Origin of the sequence: Fictibacillus solisalsi, assembly GCF_900103485.1 — a bacterium.
Classification (GTDB): Bacteria; Bacillota; Bacilli; order Bacillales; family Fictibacillaceae; genus Fictibacillus_C; species Fictibacillus_C solisalsi.
Genome location: NZ_FNHW01000001.1, coordinates 2813466 through 2831850 on the forward strand (window position 1 = coordinate 2813466; position 18385 = coordinate 2831850).

General features: G+C 45.2%; 21 protein-coding genes. 2 read left to right on the top strand and 19 right to left on the bottom strand.

Translation table 11 applies throughout. The annotated features are described in order from the left end of the window. The first annotated feature begins 38 nt into the window (after positions 1–38). On the top strand, positions 39–623 hold the full coding sequence (locus BLT53_RS14405) for a YjgB family protein (RefSeq protein WP_090235772.1): 585 nt from the start codon (positions 39–41) through the stop codon (positions 621–623). A gap of 45 nt (positions 624–668) precedes the next feature. On the opposite strand, the gene fliT is transcribed toward BLT53_RS14405, so the two are convergent. From fliT to BLT53_RS14490, 17 genes are all read right to left on the bottom strand, one after another. Continuing rightward, positions 669–1019 carry a flagellar protein FliT gene (gene fliT / locus BLT53_RS14410; protein WP_090235773.1) on the bottom strand — a complete coding sequence of 117 codons (351 nt, stop codon included), beginning with the start codon at positions 1017–1019 and terminating at the stop codon, positions 669–671. Continuing rightward, the gene (gene fliS / locus BLT53_RS14415) at positions 1019–1420 is read right to left on the bottom strand and encodes a flagellar export chaperone FliS (protein ID WP_090235774.1); all 402 of its coding nucleotides are present in this window, start codon (positions 1418–1420) and stop codon (positions 1019–1021) included. Before fliS ends, fliT begins: the two co-directional genes overlap by 1 nt. Before the next feature lie 28 nt (positions 1421–1448). Beyond that, a complete protein-coding gene (gene fliD, locus BLT53_RS14420; RefSeq protein WP_090235775.1) occupies positions 1449–3509 on the bottom strand; it encodes a flagellar filament capping protein FliD in 2061 nt (686 codons plus the stop codon). Between the two features lie 14 nt (positions 3510–3523). Further along, positions 3524–3868, bottom strand: a complete 345-nt coding sequence (flaG, locus tag BLT53_RS14425; protein WP_090235776.1) for a flagellar protein FlaG — start codon at positions 3866–3868, stop codon at positions 3524–3526. A 139-nt stretch (positions 3869–4007) separates the two neighbouring features. Beyond that, positions 4008–4907, bottom strand: coding sequence for a flagellin Hag (gene hag, locus BLT53_RS14430; protein ID WP_090235778.1), 900 nt, complete (start codon positions 4905–4907; stop codon positions 4008–4010). A 146-nt stretch (positions 4908–5053) separates the two neighbouring features. Next, on the bottom strand, positions 5054–5278 hold the full coding sequence (gene csrA, locus BLT53_RS14435; RefSeq protein ID WP_090235779.1) for a carbon storage regulator CsrA: 225 nt from the start codon (positions 5276–5278) through the stop codon (positions 5054–5056). 2 nt (positions 5279–5280) lie between these two features. Further along, positions 5281–5724: a flagellar assembly protein FliW gene (gene fliW / locus BLT53_RS14440; protein WP_090235780.1), complete on the bottom strand. Its 444-nt coding sequence runs from the start codon at positions 5722–5724 to the stop codon at positions 5281–5283. 12 nt (positions 5725–5736) lie between these two features. Then, on the bottom strand, positions 5737–6312 hold the full coding sequence (locus BLT53_RS14445; protein ID WP_090235781.1) for a DUF6470 family protein: 576 nt from the start codon (positions 6310–6312) through the stop codon (positions 5737–5739). Between the two features lie 49 nt (positions 6313–6361). Next, on the bottom strand, positions 6362–7276 hold the full coding sequence (flgL, locus tag BLT53_RS14450) for a flagellar hook-associated protein FlgL (RefSeq protein WP_090235782.1): 915 nt from the start codon (positions 7274–7276) through the stop codon (positions 6362–6364). Between the two features lie 11 nt (positions 7277–7287). Then, positions 7288–8745 carry a flagellar hook-associated protein FlgK gene (gene flgK, locus BLT53_RS14455; RefSeq protein ID WP_090235783.1) on the bottom strand — a complete coding sequence of 486 codons (1458 nt, stop codon included), beginning with the start codon at positions 8743–8745 and terminating at the stop codon, positions 7288–7290. Between the two features lie 15 nt (positions 8746–8760). Next, positions 8761–9219 carry a flagellar export chaperone FlgN gene (flgN, locus tag BLT53_RS14460; RefSeq protein ID WP_090235785.1) on the bottom strand — a complete coding sequence of 153 codons (459 nt, stop codon included), beginning with the start codon at positions 9217–9219 and terminating at the stop codon, positions 8761–8763. 9 nt (positions 9220–9228) lie between these two features. Next, positions 9229–9492, bottom strand: a complete 264-nt coding sequence (flgM, locus tag BLT53_RS14465; protein ID WP_090235786.1) for a flagellar biosynthesis anti-sigma factor FlgM — start codon at positions 9490–9492, stop codon at positions 9229–9231. A 104-nt stretch (positions 9493–9596) separates the two neighbouring features. Beyond that, positions 9597–9983 carry a TIGR03826 family flagellar region protein gene (locus BLT53_RS14470; RefSeq protein ID WP_090235787.1) on the bottom strand — a complete coding sequence of 129 codons (387 nt, stop codon included), beginning with the start codon at positions 9981–9983 and terminating at the stop codon, positions 9597–9599. Positions 9984–10136: 153 nt separating this feature from the next. Beyond that, positions 10137–10850, bottom strand: coding sequence for a ComF family protein (locus BLT53_RS14475; protein ID WP_090235789.1), 714 nt, complete (start codon positions 10848–10850; stop codon positions 10137–10139). Beyond that, on the bottom strand, positions 10847–12346 hold the full coding sequence (locus BLT53_RS14480) for an ATP-dependent helicase ComFA (RefSeq protein WP_090235790.1): 1500 nt from the start codon (positions 12344–12346) through the stop codon (positions 10847–10849). The genes BLT53_RS14475 and BLT53_RS14480 overlap by 4 nt, the downstream gene beginning before the upstream one ends. Positions 12347–12400: 54 nt before the next feature. After that, positions 12401–13249, bottom strand: coding sequence for a DegV family protein (locus BLT53_RS14485; protein WP_090235792.1), 849 nt, complete (start codon positions 13247–13249; stop codon positions 12401–12403). A 126-nt stretch (positions 13250–13375) separates the two neighbouring features. After that, positions 13376–14347 carry an ROK family protein gene (locus BLT53_RS14490; RefSeq protein WP_170834355.1) on the bottom strand — a complete coding sequence of 324 codons (972 nt, stop codon included), beginning with the start codon at positions 14345–14347 and terminating at the stop codon, positions 13376–13378. Between the two features lie 197 nt (positions 14348–14544). On the opposite strand from BLT53_RS14490, the gene BLT53_RS14495 reads away from it, so the two are divergent. Then, complete coding sequence (locus BLT53_RS14495) at positions 14545–16326, top strand: ATP-binding protein (RefSeq protein ID WP_090235795.1); 1782 nt, start codon at positions 14545–14547, stop codon at positions 16324–16326. A 50-nt stretch (positions 16327–16376) separates the two neighbouring features. Here the strand turns inward: BLT53_RS14495 and BLT53_RS14500 are convergent, their stop codons facing one another. Both BLT53_RS14500 and BLT53_RS14505 read right to left on the bottom strand, forming a co-directional pair. Beyond that, positions 16377–17117 (bottom strand): response regulator, encoded by a 741-nt coding sequence (locus BLT53_RS14500; protein ID WP_090235796.1) that lies wholly within the window; start codon positions 17115–17117, stop codon positions 16377–16379. After that, entirely contained in the window at positions 17114–18274 is a 1161-nt protein-coding gene (locus tag BLT53_RS14505) for a sensor histidine kinase (RefSeq protein WP_090235797.1), read from the bottom strand. Before BLT53_RS14505 ends, BLT53_RS14500 begins: the two co-directional genes overlap by 4 nt. Positions 18275–18385: the final 111 nt, after the last annotated feature.

The window sequence follows — 18385 nt, forward strand, 5'->3', positions numbered from 1 at the left end:
TAACAAACGTGGAAGAAACGATCTATAGGAGGGATACAATGTTACCGAAAAAACGAGCAAATTTACTGATGACTGCTTCACTGCTCACGGGCTCCGTTTTAGGAACAGGCATGATCTCCTTTAACGACACAGCACATGCTGCTTCTTCCACCGCGTCAGACCAGAGCACTGCCAAAAAGGATGCTGCAGAAAAGCTGAACACCACCTATTACAGTGCTTATGAAGGCCACTTCCCGAACAATGCGTTCGACTTTTATATCGGGAAATCAACAAAGGCGGACGTTCATGAAAAATGGGGACCGCCGGGCACGCCTATTTCAGGAAACAGCGACTTTGAGATTTATCATGCCGAAATGGGAAATCCGGGATATGCCTTATCTTATGACAAAGACAACGTCCTTAAAGAAATCCGGAACTTGGGAACCAATGTTGAGCGTGAACACAGCATCGGCGGTATTACCGTGAAAATGCTCGGTGAAGAAATTGGAAGCGCGGACCACATCCGTCACCTTCCAAACACGGGAGAAACGAGCTACATTTATGAAACCGGTGATTTTGAACTGGAATTTATCATGGGCAAAGATGGAAAAGCAGATCATGTGAACCTCGTAAACCACCAATAAGAGAAAGAGCAACGGCCATTGGGGTCATTGCTCTTTTTTTCATGTTCAATTCTTTTTATCAAAAAACATCCCGTCACCCGAAACCGAGGCATACGGATTGGCATAGTGCGCCGACTGGGTTTTCTTTTGATTCATCAGCATAATGTCCATTTTAATTTCCTTCAGTTGACGATCCAGTTCCGGCTCAAAGCCTTCATTCAGTTGAAGGATGGCAAGTCCCTGGCGCTTCTCTTCCTCGGTAAAATGGGCCGGAATTTCCTCCAGAAAGGCTTCCCGCTGATCGAGAAGTTCATTCACACGTTGAATGTAAAGCTCGCGGTCGTCTTTCGGAAGACCTTTCATAACATGAGCGCTCAACTGCTGGGTGATTTCGAGAAGACGTGAAATGGTTCCCATCAGACACGACCACCCTGGCCATATTGCAGTCGGCGGTTAATCTGGATAACTTCCTTCCACGCATCACGCAATTCCTTCACAAAACCTTCCACCTCATCCAAAATCTCCACATTGCTTTGAATGTTAGCTTCAATCAGCCGGCGGTTCAAATAATCATACATCGGCAAAAGTGTGCCGGAGACCGAAGCATCCATGTTCAGGGTCACCATCAGCTCCTGAATGATCTTTTGTGCTTTCAGGCAGTTCGTATTCTTTTCTTGGATGTTTTTATGTTGAATGGCTTGTTTTGAAAGCTGGATAAATTTCAAACAGCCGTTATAGAGCATCAGCGTCAGTTCACCAGGCGATGCCGTTTGAACCGAGTTGTTCTGATACGATTGATACGGATTGGGTAAACTCATGATCTTACTCCTTTATTGGGTGTTAGAATCAGCTGCTAAAAAACTGGGAGAGGTACGTGCTTTGCTGGTTCGAACGCTGAATCGCCTGCTCCATAGCCGTGAACTGGCTATAGTAACGGTCTTCAATTTGCGACAATCGCTTATTGAAGGCATCGATTCTTGTGTTCAAATCATTTAATTCCTTTCCGATCACAAACTGATTGTTTACAAGCAAAGACGATCCCGCTTTATCTTTTACACGGTTGATCGATTTCGTTAACGTGTCATACATCCGCTGCATCAATCCGTTTTCACTGCTAACGCTGCTTGTTGCAGTAAACAGCTTTTCCACGGATGACGGATCATCCTCGATCGCTTTCTTCAATTTCGCTTCATCAAGAACGAGCTTTCCGCCTTCCAGGTAATTTGCGCTTGTTGTAATCCCGATTTTCGCAAGCTGATTGTAATTTGAACTGATCGAGCTGTCAGTTACCGTCGCATACAGGTTTTGGCGCATTTCAGTTAATGCCGAGGTAAGAACAGAGTCACCTTTAATTAATCCACTCTTCGCCTTATCATCCCAAAGCTCTGCCTGCTTATCGGTCATTCCTTGACGTTCCTCGTCTGAAAGCGGCTGATAGCTTCTGTATCGTTCTTCCGAGACCTTGTCTTTGATCTTTGATATCGTCTCATTGTACTTATCGACAAAGTTTTTGATGGTTTTTACCACATCATCCGCATTATTTCCAACCGCAAGGGAAACTGTTCCTGTGTCAAAGGTTTGCTTTAAGGTAAAGGTAACGCCGTTCATGGCGAACGTATTGGAGTTCCGCTCGGTTCTCAGCCCATTGACCGTGAATACTGCATTCTCTCCCCCGCTCTCTGTCGCCGTATCATCAAAACGGGCCGCGGACGTTAAAAATGCACCTGCTGTAATGATTTCATTCCCTGCAGGATTGAAGTTCCCGGTTTGGGACCGTGTCAGGGTCATCCGGTCGGTTTGCGTATCATAAAACGCCGTTACCCCGACAGAGGAAGAATTGATTTGATTGATGACTGTATTTAAAGAGGTGGCTCCATTGACCGCAAAGGTTTGGTTGACCGCTTTTCCCTCATCATTAAAGGTTTGAATGCCAAAGGTGAAAAAGTTTTCTTTGTAGGTCGCGGAAACCCTTGCATCCTTTTCAATATTGTCAGCAAATGAAAGCTTGCCTGTCTTTTCGTCCACATACACATTGTTGGAGCCACTCGTTAGAAGGCTTTTATCCGTCACAATATTGTAGGTATCCTTGGTTCCATCCGCTTTTTCTACGGTTACGGAAGATAAAGATCCCTGCGCGATGGAGGACTTCGTCAGTTGAAAATCTTTTGTTTCTCCGGATGTTGTAAAGGTGTCTGTATGGTCAGGCGTGAAATAAGTAACAGACACTGAGCTGTTTGGTGCCAGCTGCTCGCTGAACGTCAGCCTGCCGTCCTGGCCGACCATGACCTGTCCTGGTGTTTTCGGATCTGTTAACGAATCTACTACCTGAAAGTCCTTACCGTTTACTTTGATAATGCTGCTGGAGAGCAGTGAACTGTCAAGATTGGCTTGTTTCAGCTGGACTGTATCTGTTGCAGTGGTGACGTTAATCGATTCCTTTTCAATGCTTCCCTGCTTCCAGTCAAACCCCGTGCTTGTACCGTCGGCATAGCTCGAGAACTTTGCCATTTGATCGTAAAGCCCGGCATTGGCATCAATTTTGTCAGAAGCTGATTTGGAAAGTGAACCCCCGTTCACCTTTGTTGCCGCACTGGCCAGCTTTTCAACCGAAGATATGTTGTATGATGCCTGATTGGCGGCTGAGCTCGCGGTTGCTGTCACTTTGCTTTCGTCTGATGAAGTGACCGTTCTTGCCCGGTAGGATGACGTTAACTTCATGGAGAAGGTCAGATCCTTCAAGGTGGAAAGCAGTGTATTCATCGACCGGTAGTCATCCCGCTGCCATTCCAGGATCTGTTTCTTTTGATTCAATTTATCGAGCGGCAGGCGCTGAGCCTTCATCATTTCTTTCACCATGGAATCCACATCCATTCCACTGGCCAGGCCGCTGATGCGCAATGTACTCATTCACTTCACCTCGCTTAAATTTTTCGATTTACGAATATCCCCATAAAATCGAGCATATCGGCATACATGTCCAAAAACTTCTTGGAAGGGATTTCTCGTACCACTTCATTCGTCTGGTCGTCCACCACCTGAACATAATAATCGTTCAGCTTTTCATGGAAAACGAACTTGGATGACGTATGTGAGGGAATCAGCATGTTATTGATCCCGTTAATAATGTCATGGAGTTCCTTTTTGGTTGGTTGAGTTGAGCCATTTTCCTGTGATGTCAGTTCCTTTGGTTGGGACTGCGGCTCGCCCTGTGTTCGGTTATATAGAGGATTGACAAGCGTAACAGAAGAAATCGGGTTAATACTCACTAGAACTCCTCCTATTTGGTTTCTACTTAATGTATCGGCGAAAATGCGAAAAATTGAAGGCGGTGAAGGTAGGACCAATGGAGGAATTGAAGGAAAAGAAAAAAGACCCTGGAAAGTACCAGGGTCTTTTTTAAGTAGATTAACGAAGAAGTTGAAGAACTCCTTGTGGTTGTTGGTTGGCTTGGGCCAGCATTGCTTGTGCTGCTTGAGAAAGAATAGAATTCTTTGTTTGGTTCATCATTTCTTTCGCCATGTCGACATCCCTTACACGAGACTCAGCAGCAGTTAGGTTTTCAGAAGAAGTACTCAGGTTATTAATAGTGTGTTCTAATCTATTTTGATTTGCACCTAACATGGAACGCTCATCTGAAACCTTTTTAATTGCTGAATCTATTGTTTTAATAGCAGCTGAAGCTTCTTCGGCCGCTGTAGTTCCAGTTCCAGCAACTGAAATATTGATACCTTTTCCAACAACTGCATCTCCACCCGCAGTAGTTGCAGCTGCCGCAGTAGTATCGGCCGCATCATGTACTCCTAAGGAGAAAGCATCCATGGCCTTGATAGATAAATCCATCATTTGATCCTTATTGGCACCAATTTGAAATTTTAACGAACTCGCCCCTTGGCCATCAATGAGCTTTTTGGTATTGAACTCTGTTTGATTAGAAATTCGAGTAATTTCCTTTGCTAATTCATTAGTTTCTTTTTGAAGTTGTGCACGATCATCATCAGTATTTGTATCATTAGAAGATTGTACAGCAAGTTCTCTCATGCGTTGAAGAATATCATGTGTTTCATTCAATGCACCTTCAGCAGTTTGAATTAAAGAAATTCCATCTTGTGCGTTTCGTGAAGCTTGATCCAATCCTCGTACTTGAGAACGCATTTTTTCTGAAATTGCCAACCCCGCAGCATCATCCCCAGCTTTGTTAATGCGAAGTCCTGAAGACAACTTCTCCATAGATTTAGATTGCGCATTAGAAGCGCTGTTCAATTTGTTGAATGTGTTCAACGCTGCGATATTGTGATTGATTTGCATTTAATTTTCCTCCTTGAAATGTGCCCCGCCCACGTCCTTGTGGTTGGATGTGTTTTCAAACAAAAAAGACGATTGCGGCCGTCAAACATCTTTCTCGTTTGCTTACCTTTAATATCGTCTTTAGGGCTTAAATGTTTAATAGTTTTTTATTTTTTGAGTGCCTTTAATTGATCCATGATATTCAGGCTGGTATTCGCCGCATCGCTGTTTTCCTGTTTGATGGAAAGATAAATTTCCTTGCGATGGATCTCCACCTGACTGGGGGCAGTGATCCCAAGCTTTACCTGATCTCCTTCAATCCCTATAATGGTGATCTCTATATCGTCACCAATCTTGATCGCTTCATCTGTTCTTCTTGTCAGTACGAGCATTTCTACACACCCCGCTCTGCCGCTGCTTCGGCAAATAATTCATGCCTTGGCGTATAATTGCGGTCGTTTAACACAACTTGTTTCCCCTGGTTGTTTACCTTGTTAATCACAACCGGTGCCTGCAGATTAGCAGTAGACTTTGACAATTCGTCCCGGAGCGTTACGATCACCTGAACAAACACATCCTGCTGTTCCTTGATTTCCAAACCTTCGACTACTGAATCGGGAAGCGTAAAATCATAGTCTTTGAAGTACATAAACGGATCAGTTGTCACAAATGCAAGTTCAGCTGTTTTTACAGACTGTAGAATAGAAAAAGGTGTATCCTCAAACGGAAGAATAATAAACTCCCTTTCCTCTTCAAATCCGGGAATGCCATGCTCAAAGGTAATGATGTTGCTTTGTTCCATTTCAATTTCTCCATGAAATTTTGTTTTCAGCTTCATTTTTTCACCACTTTATTTTAATTGATTGATTTTTGGTTCTGCTATTTGAATCATTAATGTTGGGTACTGCTTCATTTCCGTGTGGACCTCGCCCGGTTTGTAGCTGTGCTGCGGACGATTGATGGTCGCTTCTATCACCGGCTTATGGACCTGCCAGTCGATATTGACCTTCGATGGTTCATAGTTTGTTTTTACACTAAAAGGCGAGGGAACAAACCCGATATTGAAATCGAGCATCGGGTCTTCGCTGTTTTCCTTCGCCTGATCAGCAATCGGCAAACCGCCGTCTTCAATCCTCATCAGCTGGTCTCCCTGCTCTGCCATTCGAGCCAGCCCTTCAAGCCAATCGTTGTATCCATTTTGCGCAAACTCCTCGATCCGCTTGGAAACAGGCTTCAAGTCCATATCCGCCCATGCCTGAGATTGATCAATCGTAAGCTTACCGGGCGTTGTTTCAATCCGAAGATCCGCCTTTGGCTGCTGGATGCTGAGATCTGCAGGGTGCTGCTGAATTTCCTGGACAGGTGGAGTCGTTGTAATGGAGATCTGTGCTTTTGTCGATTGCATCGTTAGCTGTGGAATGGCCATTGGGTATCCTCCTTCAAAAAGAAAGAGCTATCCAAGAGATAGCTCCATTTTAGCGTAAAAAATCCAGCAGTGACGGCTGAATAATGCGTGATCCAACGCCAAGAGCAGCACGGTACACGCTTTCCTGTGATTTCATATCGGTTATGACGCGTTCAATATCGGCATCCTCATTGTCAGAAAGAATACGGCTTGCGATCACTTCCTGCTCATCCACCCGGTCTTCCATCAACTCCAGGCGGTTGCTTTTTGCTCCGAGTTCTGCCCGCTCTGCCACCACTTTGGTAATATGCCCATCGAGCAGTCCCAGAAAGTTACCGATCTCCTTGGAATAACCGTCCGGCGTATCCTGGCTGTTCAGTGCTTTTTCCAGGGCTGACAAATCGCTAAACAATCCCTGCCCAGGTTGATCACTCATTGTGAAGAGTTCCGTTCCCTTAACATTTACTCCAAGCTGAATGCCCTTGGATAGCTCAATCTTTACATCGTTCTTGTTTCCAGAAACCTTTGTCACTATTCCGTCTTCTATAGTTACAGGAGCAGTGGTTGTATCATTTCCGTTAAAAATGTACTTGCCGGAGACTTGGGTGTTGGCGATCGTAGCCAAATGTTCCTTTAACTGCTGGATTTCTTGACCGATGGCAGCTTTTTGGTTTTCTTCATAGGTGCCATTGGATGCCTGAACGGCAAGCTCGCGAATGCGCTGCAGTGCGCTTGTTGCTTTATCAAGAGCTGCATCCGTGCTTTCCACCCAGTTGTATGCTTCAGAAAAGTTTCTCTTATATTGCTCGACCTGTGTGAGGTTCGTGCGGTAGCTCATCCCCTTCATAGCCACAACCGGATCCTGTGATGCCCTCGTAATCTTCTTTCCTGTGGAAAGCTGATCCTGCAAGCGCCCCATCTTTTCATAGCTGCTGCTTAAGTTGCGCAGCATGTTTCCAGCCAGCATGCTTTGTGTTACCCGCATTTGTGTGTCACCTACCTTCCTGAAATCCCCATGCCGTTAATGATTTTATCGAGCATCTCATCGACCATTGTAATCATACGGGCCGATGCGTTATAGGCATGCTGAAATTGAATCATGTTCGTCATTTCTTCATCCAATGATACCCCGCTCACGGACTGGCGGCGCTGGTCAACCGAAGTGGCAAGCGTATCGGCGTTTGCACTCATCCGGTTCGCCTGCTCGGCATCAACGGCCATTTTGCCGATTGCGCTGGCATATTTTGATTTTAATTGCATCGTATCCATCACATTGCCCAGATTCAGGGCGTTCTTACCGTCGCCTGCCGCCTGTGTGGATGCAGCGGCGATATTTTTCAGATCATCCATGATGGAGGTTGAAACCTTGATCCCTTTGGCGGCACCTTTTGCCTCACTGCCGACTGTAAAGAAATCAAGCTGGCTTTGTGTGTTATTGTTGATATCATTCAGGCTCCAGCCGTTTTGATGAACCTCATTAAATTCCCTGGCAAAATCAAACGCCAACTGATCCAGCTGATTCAGCATCTCAGGGTAATCGTTGTTATAGGCGGATGTCATTCCTTCCAGCTTTCCGCCTACATTTGTTGAGGCAATAGAGGTACCGCCTAAAGTAAAACCGGAGATGTTGCCTTCACTTTCCGAGATTCCTAGCTTTTGAATGGACGTGTTGCTGTCCACCAGCTTTCCTAATGAGGCTCCGGAAGAATCCATTAATTCAATGGTATAGTTTCCTTCCGCAAGCTTGGATGAGGTATCACTGCTAGGAGTCTTTGTAACTTTGATATTTACGAGCTGGGACAAACGGTCGACGAGACGGTCTCTTTCATCATACAGATCGTTCGGCAGGTAGCCGTGGGGCTCGATCTCACTGATCTGCTGGTTGATGCCGCCGATCTGTTCAACAATCGAATTCACTTCATTGACCGAAACATCAACCTGGCTTTTTATATCATCACGAATGGAAGTAAGTGAGTTTGATAGATAGTTAAAGGTTTCTGCGACGGCCACACCGCGCTGGCGGACGACCGAGCGGGCTCCGTCATCTCCCGGGTTGGATGAAAGATCCTGAAGGGATTGCCAGAACTGGTCCAGCGTCTTTGACAAACCATTGTCACTTGGTTCATTCATGATATCTTCCATTTTCTCGAGCGCCTCGCTCCGTGCTCCCCAGTAGCCGGATTTTGTATTTTCACCCCTGAACTGTACATCCAGGAAGTCTTCCCTTACCCGCTGGATGGAGCCGGCTTCGACACCGGTTCCCATTTGTCCGGGGATTTGCGGCCGGTTTCGGGAAGGAGCAGGGTAAGGCTCAGTCTGGTTAAAGTTCACCCGCTGCCTTGTATAGCCCGTTGTATTGGCGTTGGCGATATTCTGTCCGGTCACTTGAAGGGCGTACGATTGAGCTGTCATTCCCCGCCTGGCAGTTTCAAGTCCGTGAAATGTTGATACCATGAATGTTCCTCCGTTCTAGGCTTTTGAATCGAATAACGCAATGCTGCTTGCTCCTGTATATCCGTTTGCTTTTGACGAACTGTAGGTCAGTTTTTCCGGCTCGGGAATCAGCATATTCATCGACATATTCACAAATTGCAGGGATTGGTGCAGCAATTGTTGATTCAATTGATTTTGCTGTTTTAACAACAGGTATTCTTTCTTCAGCTGCTCCTGAAGGTGTCGCAGCTGTTGTATTTCTTCTGGTGCTGCCTGTTCGATCAGCTTAGACATCGTAAGTGTACTGGTTTGGGTTCTCTGTTCTTCCAGGTTTCTCAACGTTTTGACATACTCATTTTCTTTTTCAAGCAAGACATCAAGTGCAGCCACGTCCCCTTTTTTCAGGGTGTCCGTTTTTTCTGCAGCAAGATGGTTTAATTCTTTATGGACATAAAGCAATTTTTGCAGCATGGGAATCATTTGTGCGGATGCCATGATTTCCTCCTAGTTTTTCCAGTACTCATAGAATTTTCGGGCCACTTCCATCGGATCAGCATGATACTGGCCGGCCTCGATTCTGTCTTTAAGATCTTGAAGCTTTTCCTGCCTGCTGGTTGAAATTTGCTTTGAGGATTGGAGTTCTTTCGCTTCTGTCGAGATTTGAAGTTCATCACTCTTGTTCATCATTTCCTCTTTTTTCATAGAGTAAGGCTGGTTTTGCCTTGTATATGGATTCATATTAACGTGATTGATGCTGTTAATCTTCATAAGTTACACCTCTTCTGCAGGATAAAAGCTTCTGCTTGACTATTCTTTATATCGGCTTCAAACGGGAGAGATGAAGTTTTCGGACAAAAAATAGGAAGCAATGATCACTTAAGGTGGTACGACTTTCCTAATTTTTCATGATTTTTCTCCATTGGGCGGGTTTCCAGTTCTGTTCTGATTTCCATTTTGCAGGATTGGCATAACCGTCCTTCATTGATCAGCTGCTCGCACATCTCACACTCATAATAAAAATGGGGAAGATGCGCAACCTGAATTCTTCCCTGCCGGATAAACGAGGTGATCTTCGCCTCAGGAACGCCGGTGCTTTCCTGAACTTCATGCAGTGTTGCCTGCCTGTTCTCCTTTTTTCGGATATAGGAGGCTACTTTTTCAAACATCGCCTCTTCCTTTTTATAACACGTGTCACATAGCACACGGAGATGCTTAACGAACAGATTTCCGCAGTTGGGGCAGTTTTTTAACTCTTTCACTCAGGTTCACTCCTCTGTAGCTTCTATCTGTTATATCGGAGTTTAAGATTAAAATTTGATAGTTCGTTCGCACCCTTCCTTTCGGCCGAAGCGATCAATAAATAAAAAAAGTGCCAATCCCCCGGCACTTTTTACCTATTTCGCATTGGGCCACTATCTGCCCACCGTCATAGACGAAACCTCTAAAGCCCCAGCTTCTAGCATCACTTTCGCCGCCTGTCGGATGGTGGCACCTGTCGTATAAACATCATCAATCAGAAGAACGCTCTTTCCTTTTATTTTCTCTGCTTCCTTTGATGCTTGAAAGATGTTCTCCTTGATATCCAACCTCTCCTTTCTCGACTTTTTGCTTTGCTTCTTCTCATGAATGATTCGTTCTATAGGAACAATTATTTCGTCTCCCAGCAGCTCTGCCAGAAGCTGGGCCTGGTTAAACCCTCTCTCGTAGTGCCTTTCAACACTCAACGGAACAGGAACAATCAGCATTCCTCTGAATTCCTGTTTATACAGCTTTCGGAAGGGTGCCCTAAACCCTTGGATGAGCTCGGCATCGCCTCTGTACTTGAGCATGCTGATGATTTGTTTTAAAAAGTCATTGTAGACATACAATGAGCGATTTTTCGTCAGTACTCCGCTCCATTCCTTGCCTTCTTCCCAACGAATGCAGTCGGTGCAGCAGTGTTTCTGTCGATATTGCTCGGGAAATAAGGTGAATGACCTTCCACATATTCCACAAAATTCCCCGTTAATTGCCTCAAAGGATGAAGAGCAATCGTCACAGAAAGGCATCGCCTCCGAGAGTCTGGTTATAAATCGCCAGCTAACCGGCTCATAAAATGCTTCATGGCAGTACAGACAATAATTCACAAACCCGCCTCCCTGTTCATTTGTTCGATATGCCGCTTCGCCTGTACCATGGCAGTGGTTTTACCATAGTGGTAAAACAGCACCTCTCCAGCAGGATCATCCTTGCTGCGACCGGCACGGCCGGCAATTTGGACCAGCGCACTTTCAGTGAATATCTCCTCTTCTGTTCCAAGGACTGCCACATCAGTAAACGGGACCGTAACACCGCGTTCCAATATCGTGGTCGTCACCAGAATAGGTGTCTCTCCATTCCGAAACCTTATTACTTTTTCCTTTCGATCCGGGTCCTCTGCATGAACACCTTCTATCAAAGGGTTCATTTCCTTCAATAACGGCACAATTTGTTCCAACGTTCGGACTGAAGGCACAAAAAGAAACCCCTGCCTGTTCCTCTCCAGCTGATGGTTGATCCAGTTCATCACATTTCCTGGGAGCTTGTTCTTCTTCAGTTTTTTCTTCCAATGACCGCACCATAGAAAATGGGGAACAGGCAGTGGAAAACCGTGATACCGCTTCGGGATTTTTACAGATGGCAGCTTGCCATCTTCTGCCCGTTGTTTCATTTTCCTGTCAGGAGTTGCACTTAAATAAACGATCAGTGCTTCTGCTTTTTGGGCCTGCTGTACGGCATACGCCAAAGTTTTATCATAGGAAAACGGAAAGGCATCCACCTCATCGACAATGATCAAATCAAAGGCTTTACGGAAACGAAACAACTGATGAGTCGTTGAAAGGATAAGCTGGGCACCGTCCATATGATCCATACTTCCTCCATAGAGGCCTGATAAAGTAACACCGGGAAACACTTTTCTTAACCGGGGAAGCAACTCTAGAACCACATCTGTCCTTGGAGTGGCGATACAGACCCGCTGGCCAGTCTTCAACGCCTTTTCGATCCCTTGAAAAAGCACTTCGGTTTTTCCCGCACCGCACACTGCCCAAATCAGCAGCTCATCTTTTACGCCAATCTTCTCTTCCAGCCTCAGGGAAGCATTCTCTTGGGCGGATGACAGCATACCTTCCCATACCGATTCACAATTCCTGTCCTTCCAGTTCAAACTGGGGCCGATCCAGGAAACGAGCGGTGTACACTGGCTGACCCGGCCCATCATGATACAATTTCGGCAGTAGACGCATTGCATTTCCTTGCAGCGATAGCAGGAAAAAGAGGCGAACAAACGGGGTTCGTTGTTTCCACACCGGTTGCATTTCCACTTTCCCTGTTCATTGTCTATTCCTTTATTGTACCGAATATAGCCATGATCATAGTGATCATGTACCTCATTTAAAGAGAGTGAAAGTTCATCCAATAAGAGGAGTTTGCCGGCAAGTTCTGCTTGAAGGGTGGTGTTAAAAGAGTAGCCTTCATTCAAAGGGGGCGGATCAACATTGTGAAGATTGTAAAAGGAAGTGGAAATAGAATGGTGGTGGCGCGGTGCCAATGGTTCGGGAGCTATCCTGTTTTTCCCATCAACAAAAAAGGAGACAAACCTCATGCTGGTGTCTCCTGTTGGTAAGGAATTTTCATAAAAATCCCTCCGTGTGATGATTTAATTTTTCATCCAAGTAATGCCGAGCGAGCCTTCTCCGAGATGGGTGCCGATAACCGGACCAAAATAATCAACAGCAACATTCGCGTTCGGGTATTTTTTCTGAATTTCAGCTGCGATTTCTTTTGCTTCTTCCTCACGCTGGGCATGGATTACGCTGACGTGGAAGGCTTCATCCGGACTGAGGGATTGCTCCATCAATTGATGAATCCGCCCGATCGCTTTTTTCTTTGTACGGATCTTTTCGAAAGGAACAATCTTTTTATCCTGAAAGTGAAGGACCGGCTTGATTTGAAGAAGGTTTCCGACTAATAGCTGAGCCGCATTCATTCGTCCGCCCCGGTGCAAGTGATTGAGGTCATCCACCACAAAGTAAGCTGGAATTCCATACGACTTGATTTCATTCAGCTTCTCCATGATCTGCGCTCCGTCCGCACCATCACTGGCCATATCCACCGCAGTATAAGCGTAATGGGCCTGAGGGGCACAGCTGATTTCAGAATCAAACACATGGAGCTTTATGTTTTCCACCATATCCGCAACACTCAATGCACTTTGATAGGTACCGCTAATGCCGCTGGATAATGTAATCATGACCGCTTCATCATAATCCCTGGATAAAGCCTCAAGCATATCCGCCAATTCACCAATCGATGGCTGTGACGTTTTCGGAAGGTCGCCTCCCTTGCCTACCATCTCATAAAAATCATCTTTTTTGAGTTCCACTTCTTCTTTGTACGTTTCATTGCCAAAAATAACGTTGAGCGGAATCATTACAATGTTTTTTTCTTTTCTTACGTGCTCTGGTATGTAGGCAGTGCTGTCAGTAATAATAGCTACCTTATTCATTGTAATTTCCTTTCCTGAAAGGAGATTTTTTTCATCCTCTCTTCTACGATAGTAGTTTACACGAAACAGGCGCCGTTTTCATCAAAACGGCGCATTTCTCTGTTTTTATTAACATTCTCTGCCTCGTTAAAACTTTCCTGCTTCCACTTCTTCTTTATGCATCACCTGGCAAAGCGCTAATGCTCCGTAAATCGCAGACTGGTCCTCCAAACCTGCCAGTTCCAGTTCTGTCGGGCATGGAACAAACTCTTCCAGCATGCTTCTGATCTTTCCAATAAACCACTTGCCCGATAACGCGACTCCTCCGCCCAGAACGATGATTTGCGGATTGAGAAGAGCGGCTGCGTTGACAATGGCCATCCCCATGTGAATGATTCCTTCGCGGATGATGCCTTTGGCAAGTTTATCACCTTCATCCGCCAGCCTGAAAACGTCTGTTGTACTAATATCTTTAAGTTGTTCTTCCGAAAGATCACCTTCGAGCAGTTTCGCTTCCTTGTAATGATGGGCAATGGCGACGCCTCCCATCTTGCTGCTCAAAAATCCGTAGCCTTCTCTAATGGGAGCGAATCCTCCAGAAGCTGCCTCAGGGTCACTAATCATATGCCCTACTTCCCCTGACGCCCAGTGTGCGCCTCTGTAAATTTGTCCGTTCACCAGCATGCCAGCTCCGATGCTTGTTCCGATCATGAACAGCAGAACGTTTTCTTTTCCTTTTGCAGCTCCGTAATAGACTTCTCCCAATAACCCTGTATTCACATCATTATCTACATAAACCGGAACACCAAATAAAGCCTCAGCTTCCTGTTTCAATTTATAATCCTTCCATTTCAGGTTGGGTGCATTAAACACAATTCCTTTAGCAGGGTCGATTACGCCAGGTGCCCCAATGCCTGCAGCTGCTATGGATGCCCAAGGGATATTTTTTTCCTCTGCCATCTCTCTTGTCTGTTTGACCAGTTCCTCGAGGACACCCGAATCCACATAGTCCTGTGTGGGAAATTCCCGGCTCGCAAGAATCGCGCCATCCGGAGTAAAAAGGGCACTTTCCACGTTTGTTCCTCCGATATCCACACCAATATAATATTTTTCTCCCATGTATGGCCCACTCCCATAATTATTAATTTTTATAGAGTTTACCCCCAACCGCGGTGTAAGAAACGGCTGAAGCATTTGATTCAGCTCAATGTTAAAAGATTCAGCAAAAAAGGTGGCAATTTGTCACATACAGAAGGAAATTGACGACCTGTAAGAAATTAGTAAAATATATTCATAGGAGGAGGGACTTTCTTACCATGGAGCATAATCTTTACATCGCAGCCTTGTCTGTTGTCGTAGCCATCATCTATTCTTTTGTGGCTCTTGATTTTGCCCGAAGAAGTAATCGTAAAACGAAATCATCCCGCCAGCTTTGGTTGTTCAGCGCGTCAATCACCTTGGGAATCGGATTATGGGGTATGCATTTCGTCGCGATGATGTCCGTCTTTTTGTCACTTACCTCACATCATTACCTGCCCGATCTTTTACTGTGTATGCTGCTGTCGATCGGGGGTGCAAATGTGGCCTTTTATTTTGCGAAGAGGAACCTGCTGGTCTCAGCCATGATCATGGGGACAAGCATCATCGGACTCCATTATTTTGGTATGATGGCCATTTTTCCCGCTTCTGCCATTCACTACGATCCAGTTGTTTATTCACTTGCGGCCTCATTCGCCTATCTCTTTTCAGGACTGGCACTATACCGCTATTTTAAATCGGACCGTCCTTCCTTCTTGTCCCATTTTATAAGCAGTCTACTGATGGCCGCTGCAATCGCAGGTTTGCATTATATAGCTGTAAAAGCCATGATGATGAAATCCCAGCATCTATTTTTTATGAGCCAAGATCCATCCATGGGGAGTCTCGCGATAATCGCCACCGCGATTGTGGCAGTAGCCACCCTCTTTATTTCCCTGCTTTATATGGTGGGAAAATGGAGCGACCAGCAGCTTAAGCTTAAATCTGCCTTGCTGAAAGAAAGTAACCAGCAAAACCACTCCTTAATTGAACTAAATCCTGACGGCGTTTATATTATTAACAAAGACAGGAAATTAACTGTAGTGAACCATTCGTTAGAAAAACTTACAGGCTATGCATCTGAGGAATTGATAGGACGACCATATACGTTTCTCCTGGCTCATGCGGATCCTGATCAGCTGGAATCACTGTTTCAGCGTACACTTGGCGGAGAATCCCTGCAGGCTGAAACCCGTATTTTGAAAAAAGATGGAAGTGTATTTGACGTAGAGATGACCAACATTCCCTATTGCGTGGACAACGAAATCCGGGGAATTGTCGGAACATTGAAGGACTTGACCGTCGTACAAAAAATTCGCGAGTCAGAAAAATTAGCTGTTGTCGGGGAAATGGCTGCAGGGGTCGCGCATGAGATCCGCAACCCATTGACAACGCTGAAAGGGTTTACACAAACGATGATGAACGCGCCTTCTTCTCCTGAAATGAAGACCTATTTGACCATTATGCTGGACGAGATTGAGTCCATTAATCTCATTACCAATGAATTTATAGTACTGGCCAAGCCGCACATGACCATTACAAAGGCCATCGATGTGGTTCCCCTCATCAAGCAGGTGACAAAGCACTTAAATAGTCGGGCAAACCTCAACAATATCATGATCCACAGTAAATTTCTGATTGAAAGCGGAAGGATCAATGGCGAGGAAAATCAAATCAGGAAAATGCTTGTCAATCTGCTAATAAATGCGATTGAATCGATGCCTGAAGGAGGGAATGTGACCCTAACGGCTACAACGGGAGACCATAGAAATTTACTCCTCTATATAAAGGACGAAGGCGTGGGCATGTCTTCAGCTGAGCTTCAGCAGCTGGGCCGTCCGTTCTATACCACCAAAGAAAACGGAAAAGGTCTTGGACTGATGGTCAGCCAAAAGATCATTAAGAACCATCATGGGAGTCTGCGATTTAAAAGCACGCCGGGAGAAGGGACAACCGCAGAAATCTCCTTGCCCGCACTGGAAGAGAAGATAAAAGAGGATGACACGCCATTAATCAGCTGAAACAAAAAAGCCAGGTCCACTTAAGTCCCGGCTTTCATCACATGTTCCGTTTATTTTACTTTCACCCAGCCATTTTTGATTGCTTCAACAACAGCTTGGGTACGGTCATTTACATTCATCTTTTGAAGAATATTGCTCACATGGTTCTTCACTGTTTTTTCGGAAATAAACAGATCTTCCCCAATGCCGCGGTTGCTCTTTCCGTCAGCCAGTAACTGCAAAACCTCACATTCGCGGCGGGTCAGGATATGCAACGGCTTTCTGTATTCCACTTCCTGAAGCCCAATTGTGTTAGGGTTTGAATTATTGGTCTTTGTCGTTGTTGACAGCCGGCGGAACTCATTAAGCAGGTTATAGGTAATCTTCGGATGAAGGTACGCTCCCCCTTCAGCCACAACCTTAACCGCTTCGATAAGAGAATCTGCATCCATTTCCTTTAGCAGATAACCAGATGCACCGGTTTGAACCGCATGCGACACATAGGTCTCATCGTCATGAATGGAAAGGATGATAACTTTTGTCTCGGGAGCTTTTTCAACCAGACGGCGTGTGGCTTCCACACCATTAATATTCGGCATGTTAATATCCATCAGCACGACATCCGGATGATGTTCACTTACGATATCCTCTGCTTCGGAACCATCATCACCTTCTGCGACAACAGAAAATTCGTCTTCCATATCTAGGATGCGTTTCACACCTTCTCTGAACAAACGATGATCATCAATAATAGCAATTCTTGTTTTTTCCGGTGCCTCTGCACTGGACTCATAAACATCTAGACTTCTCATTCTGAACCCTCCCGATCTCGTATAGGTATTTGAATATAAACCCCGGTTCCATAATTTAAGCGTGATTGAATCCTGAGCGTTCCCTCCAGGAGTTCCACGCGTTCTCTCATGCCAATTAATCCAAACGAATTGGTTTTTTGCTGCCCTTGGGCATCAAAACCTTTTCCGTCATCTTTTATAAATAAAGATACTTTGCGGTCTGTGAATTCTATTTTTACCGAAATGTTTTTCGGATCAGCATGCTTGCATGAATTCTGGACAGCTTCCTGAATTAACCGAAATAAAGCTATTTCCATCTTCGTATGAAATCTTCGTTCATTCCCCATTGGCACAAGCTCGATTTCAATACCCGTACTTTCCTGGACATTGCGCAGGTATTTTTTTAAGGTTGGGATGAGTCCTAAGTCATCAAGCGCCATGGGACGGAGATCGTAAATGATTCTCCTAACCTCCCTTAGTGAGGCACGGACCATCTCGCGTAAGTCTCTGATTTCATTGACTGCTGCTTGTGTACCTTTTTCCTTGAACACCTTTTCAACGAGTTCAGAACGGATCAGCACATTGGCCATCAGTTGGGCAGGGCCGTCATGAATTTCACGAGATACACGGCGGCGTTCTTCCTCTTGGGCTTCAATGATCTGCAGGCCGAACTCCTGTTTCTGCTTGGCGTCTTCCACAAGCTCATTAATTTTCAAAAGATCCCCGCTTAAGTAATTCAGGACAACCGAAATTTGGCCGACAAGCGATTCCGCCTTCGACACGGTTTCCTTCAGTCCGTTTAAGCGCCGTTCTAGATCATCTCTTTTTTCACGTAATTGTTTCTCAGTCTGGCGGGCGATCGACATTTCTATCTGAATGGCGTTTGCACTTTCATAGGCCTCACGGATGTCGCCCTCGCTGTACTTTTCAAAATGCTTGCTGACTTGCGCAAGTTTTGATCTGGCAATTTTTGATTTCTCTTCGAGCAAATCCGACCGATCGATAGCCTCAAGCGCTTTTTCTTTTACATCATCCAGTTCTCTGGCCAGCCGTAAAAATTCTTGTCTGGATTCTTCGCTGATATCAAAAACTTGGGTCTGGCTTACTTTAACGGTATTGATGGTTTCCGTAAGAATGCCATCTAAAAGCTTTGGGTCAATTTGTGTTTTAGCTGCCATCTTGTAAATATCCTCCAATTAAAACGATAAAGAAGAACAGACTTTAGTTCGAGAACCATCTTACCTAATTTGCATCTAGGACTTTCTTACTACAAATCCAAATAAAAACAT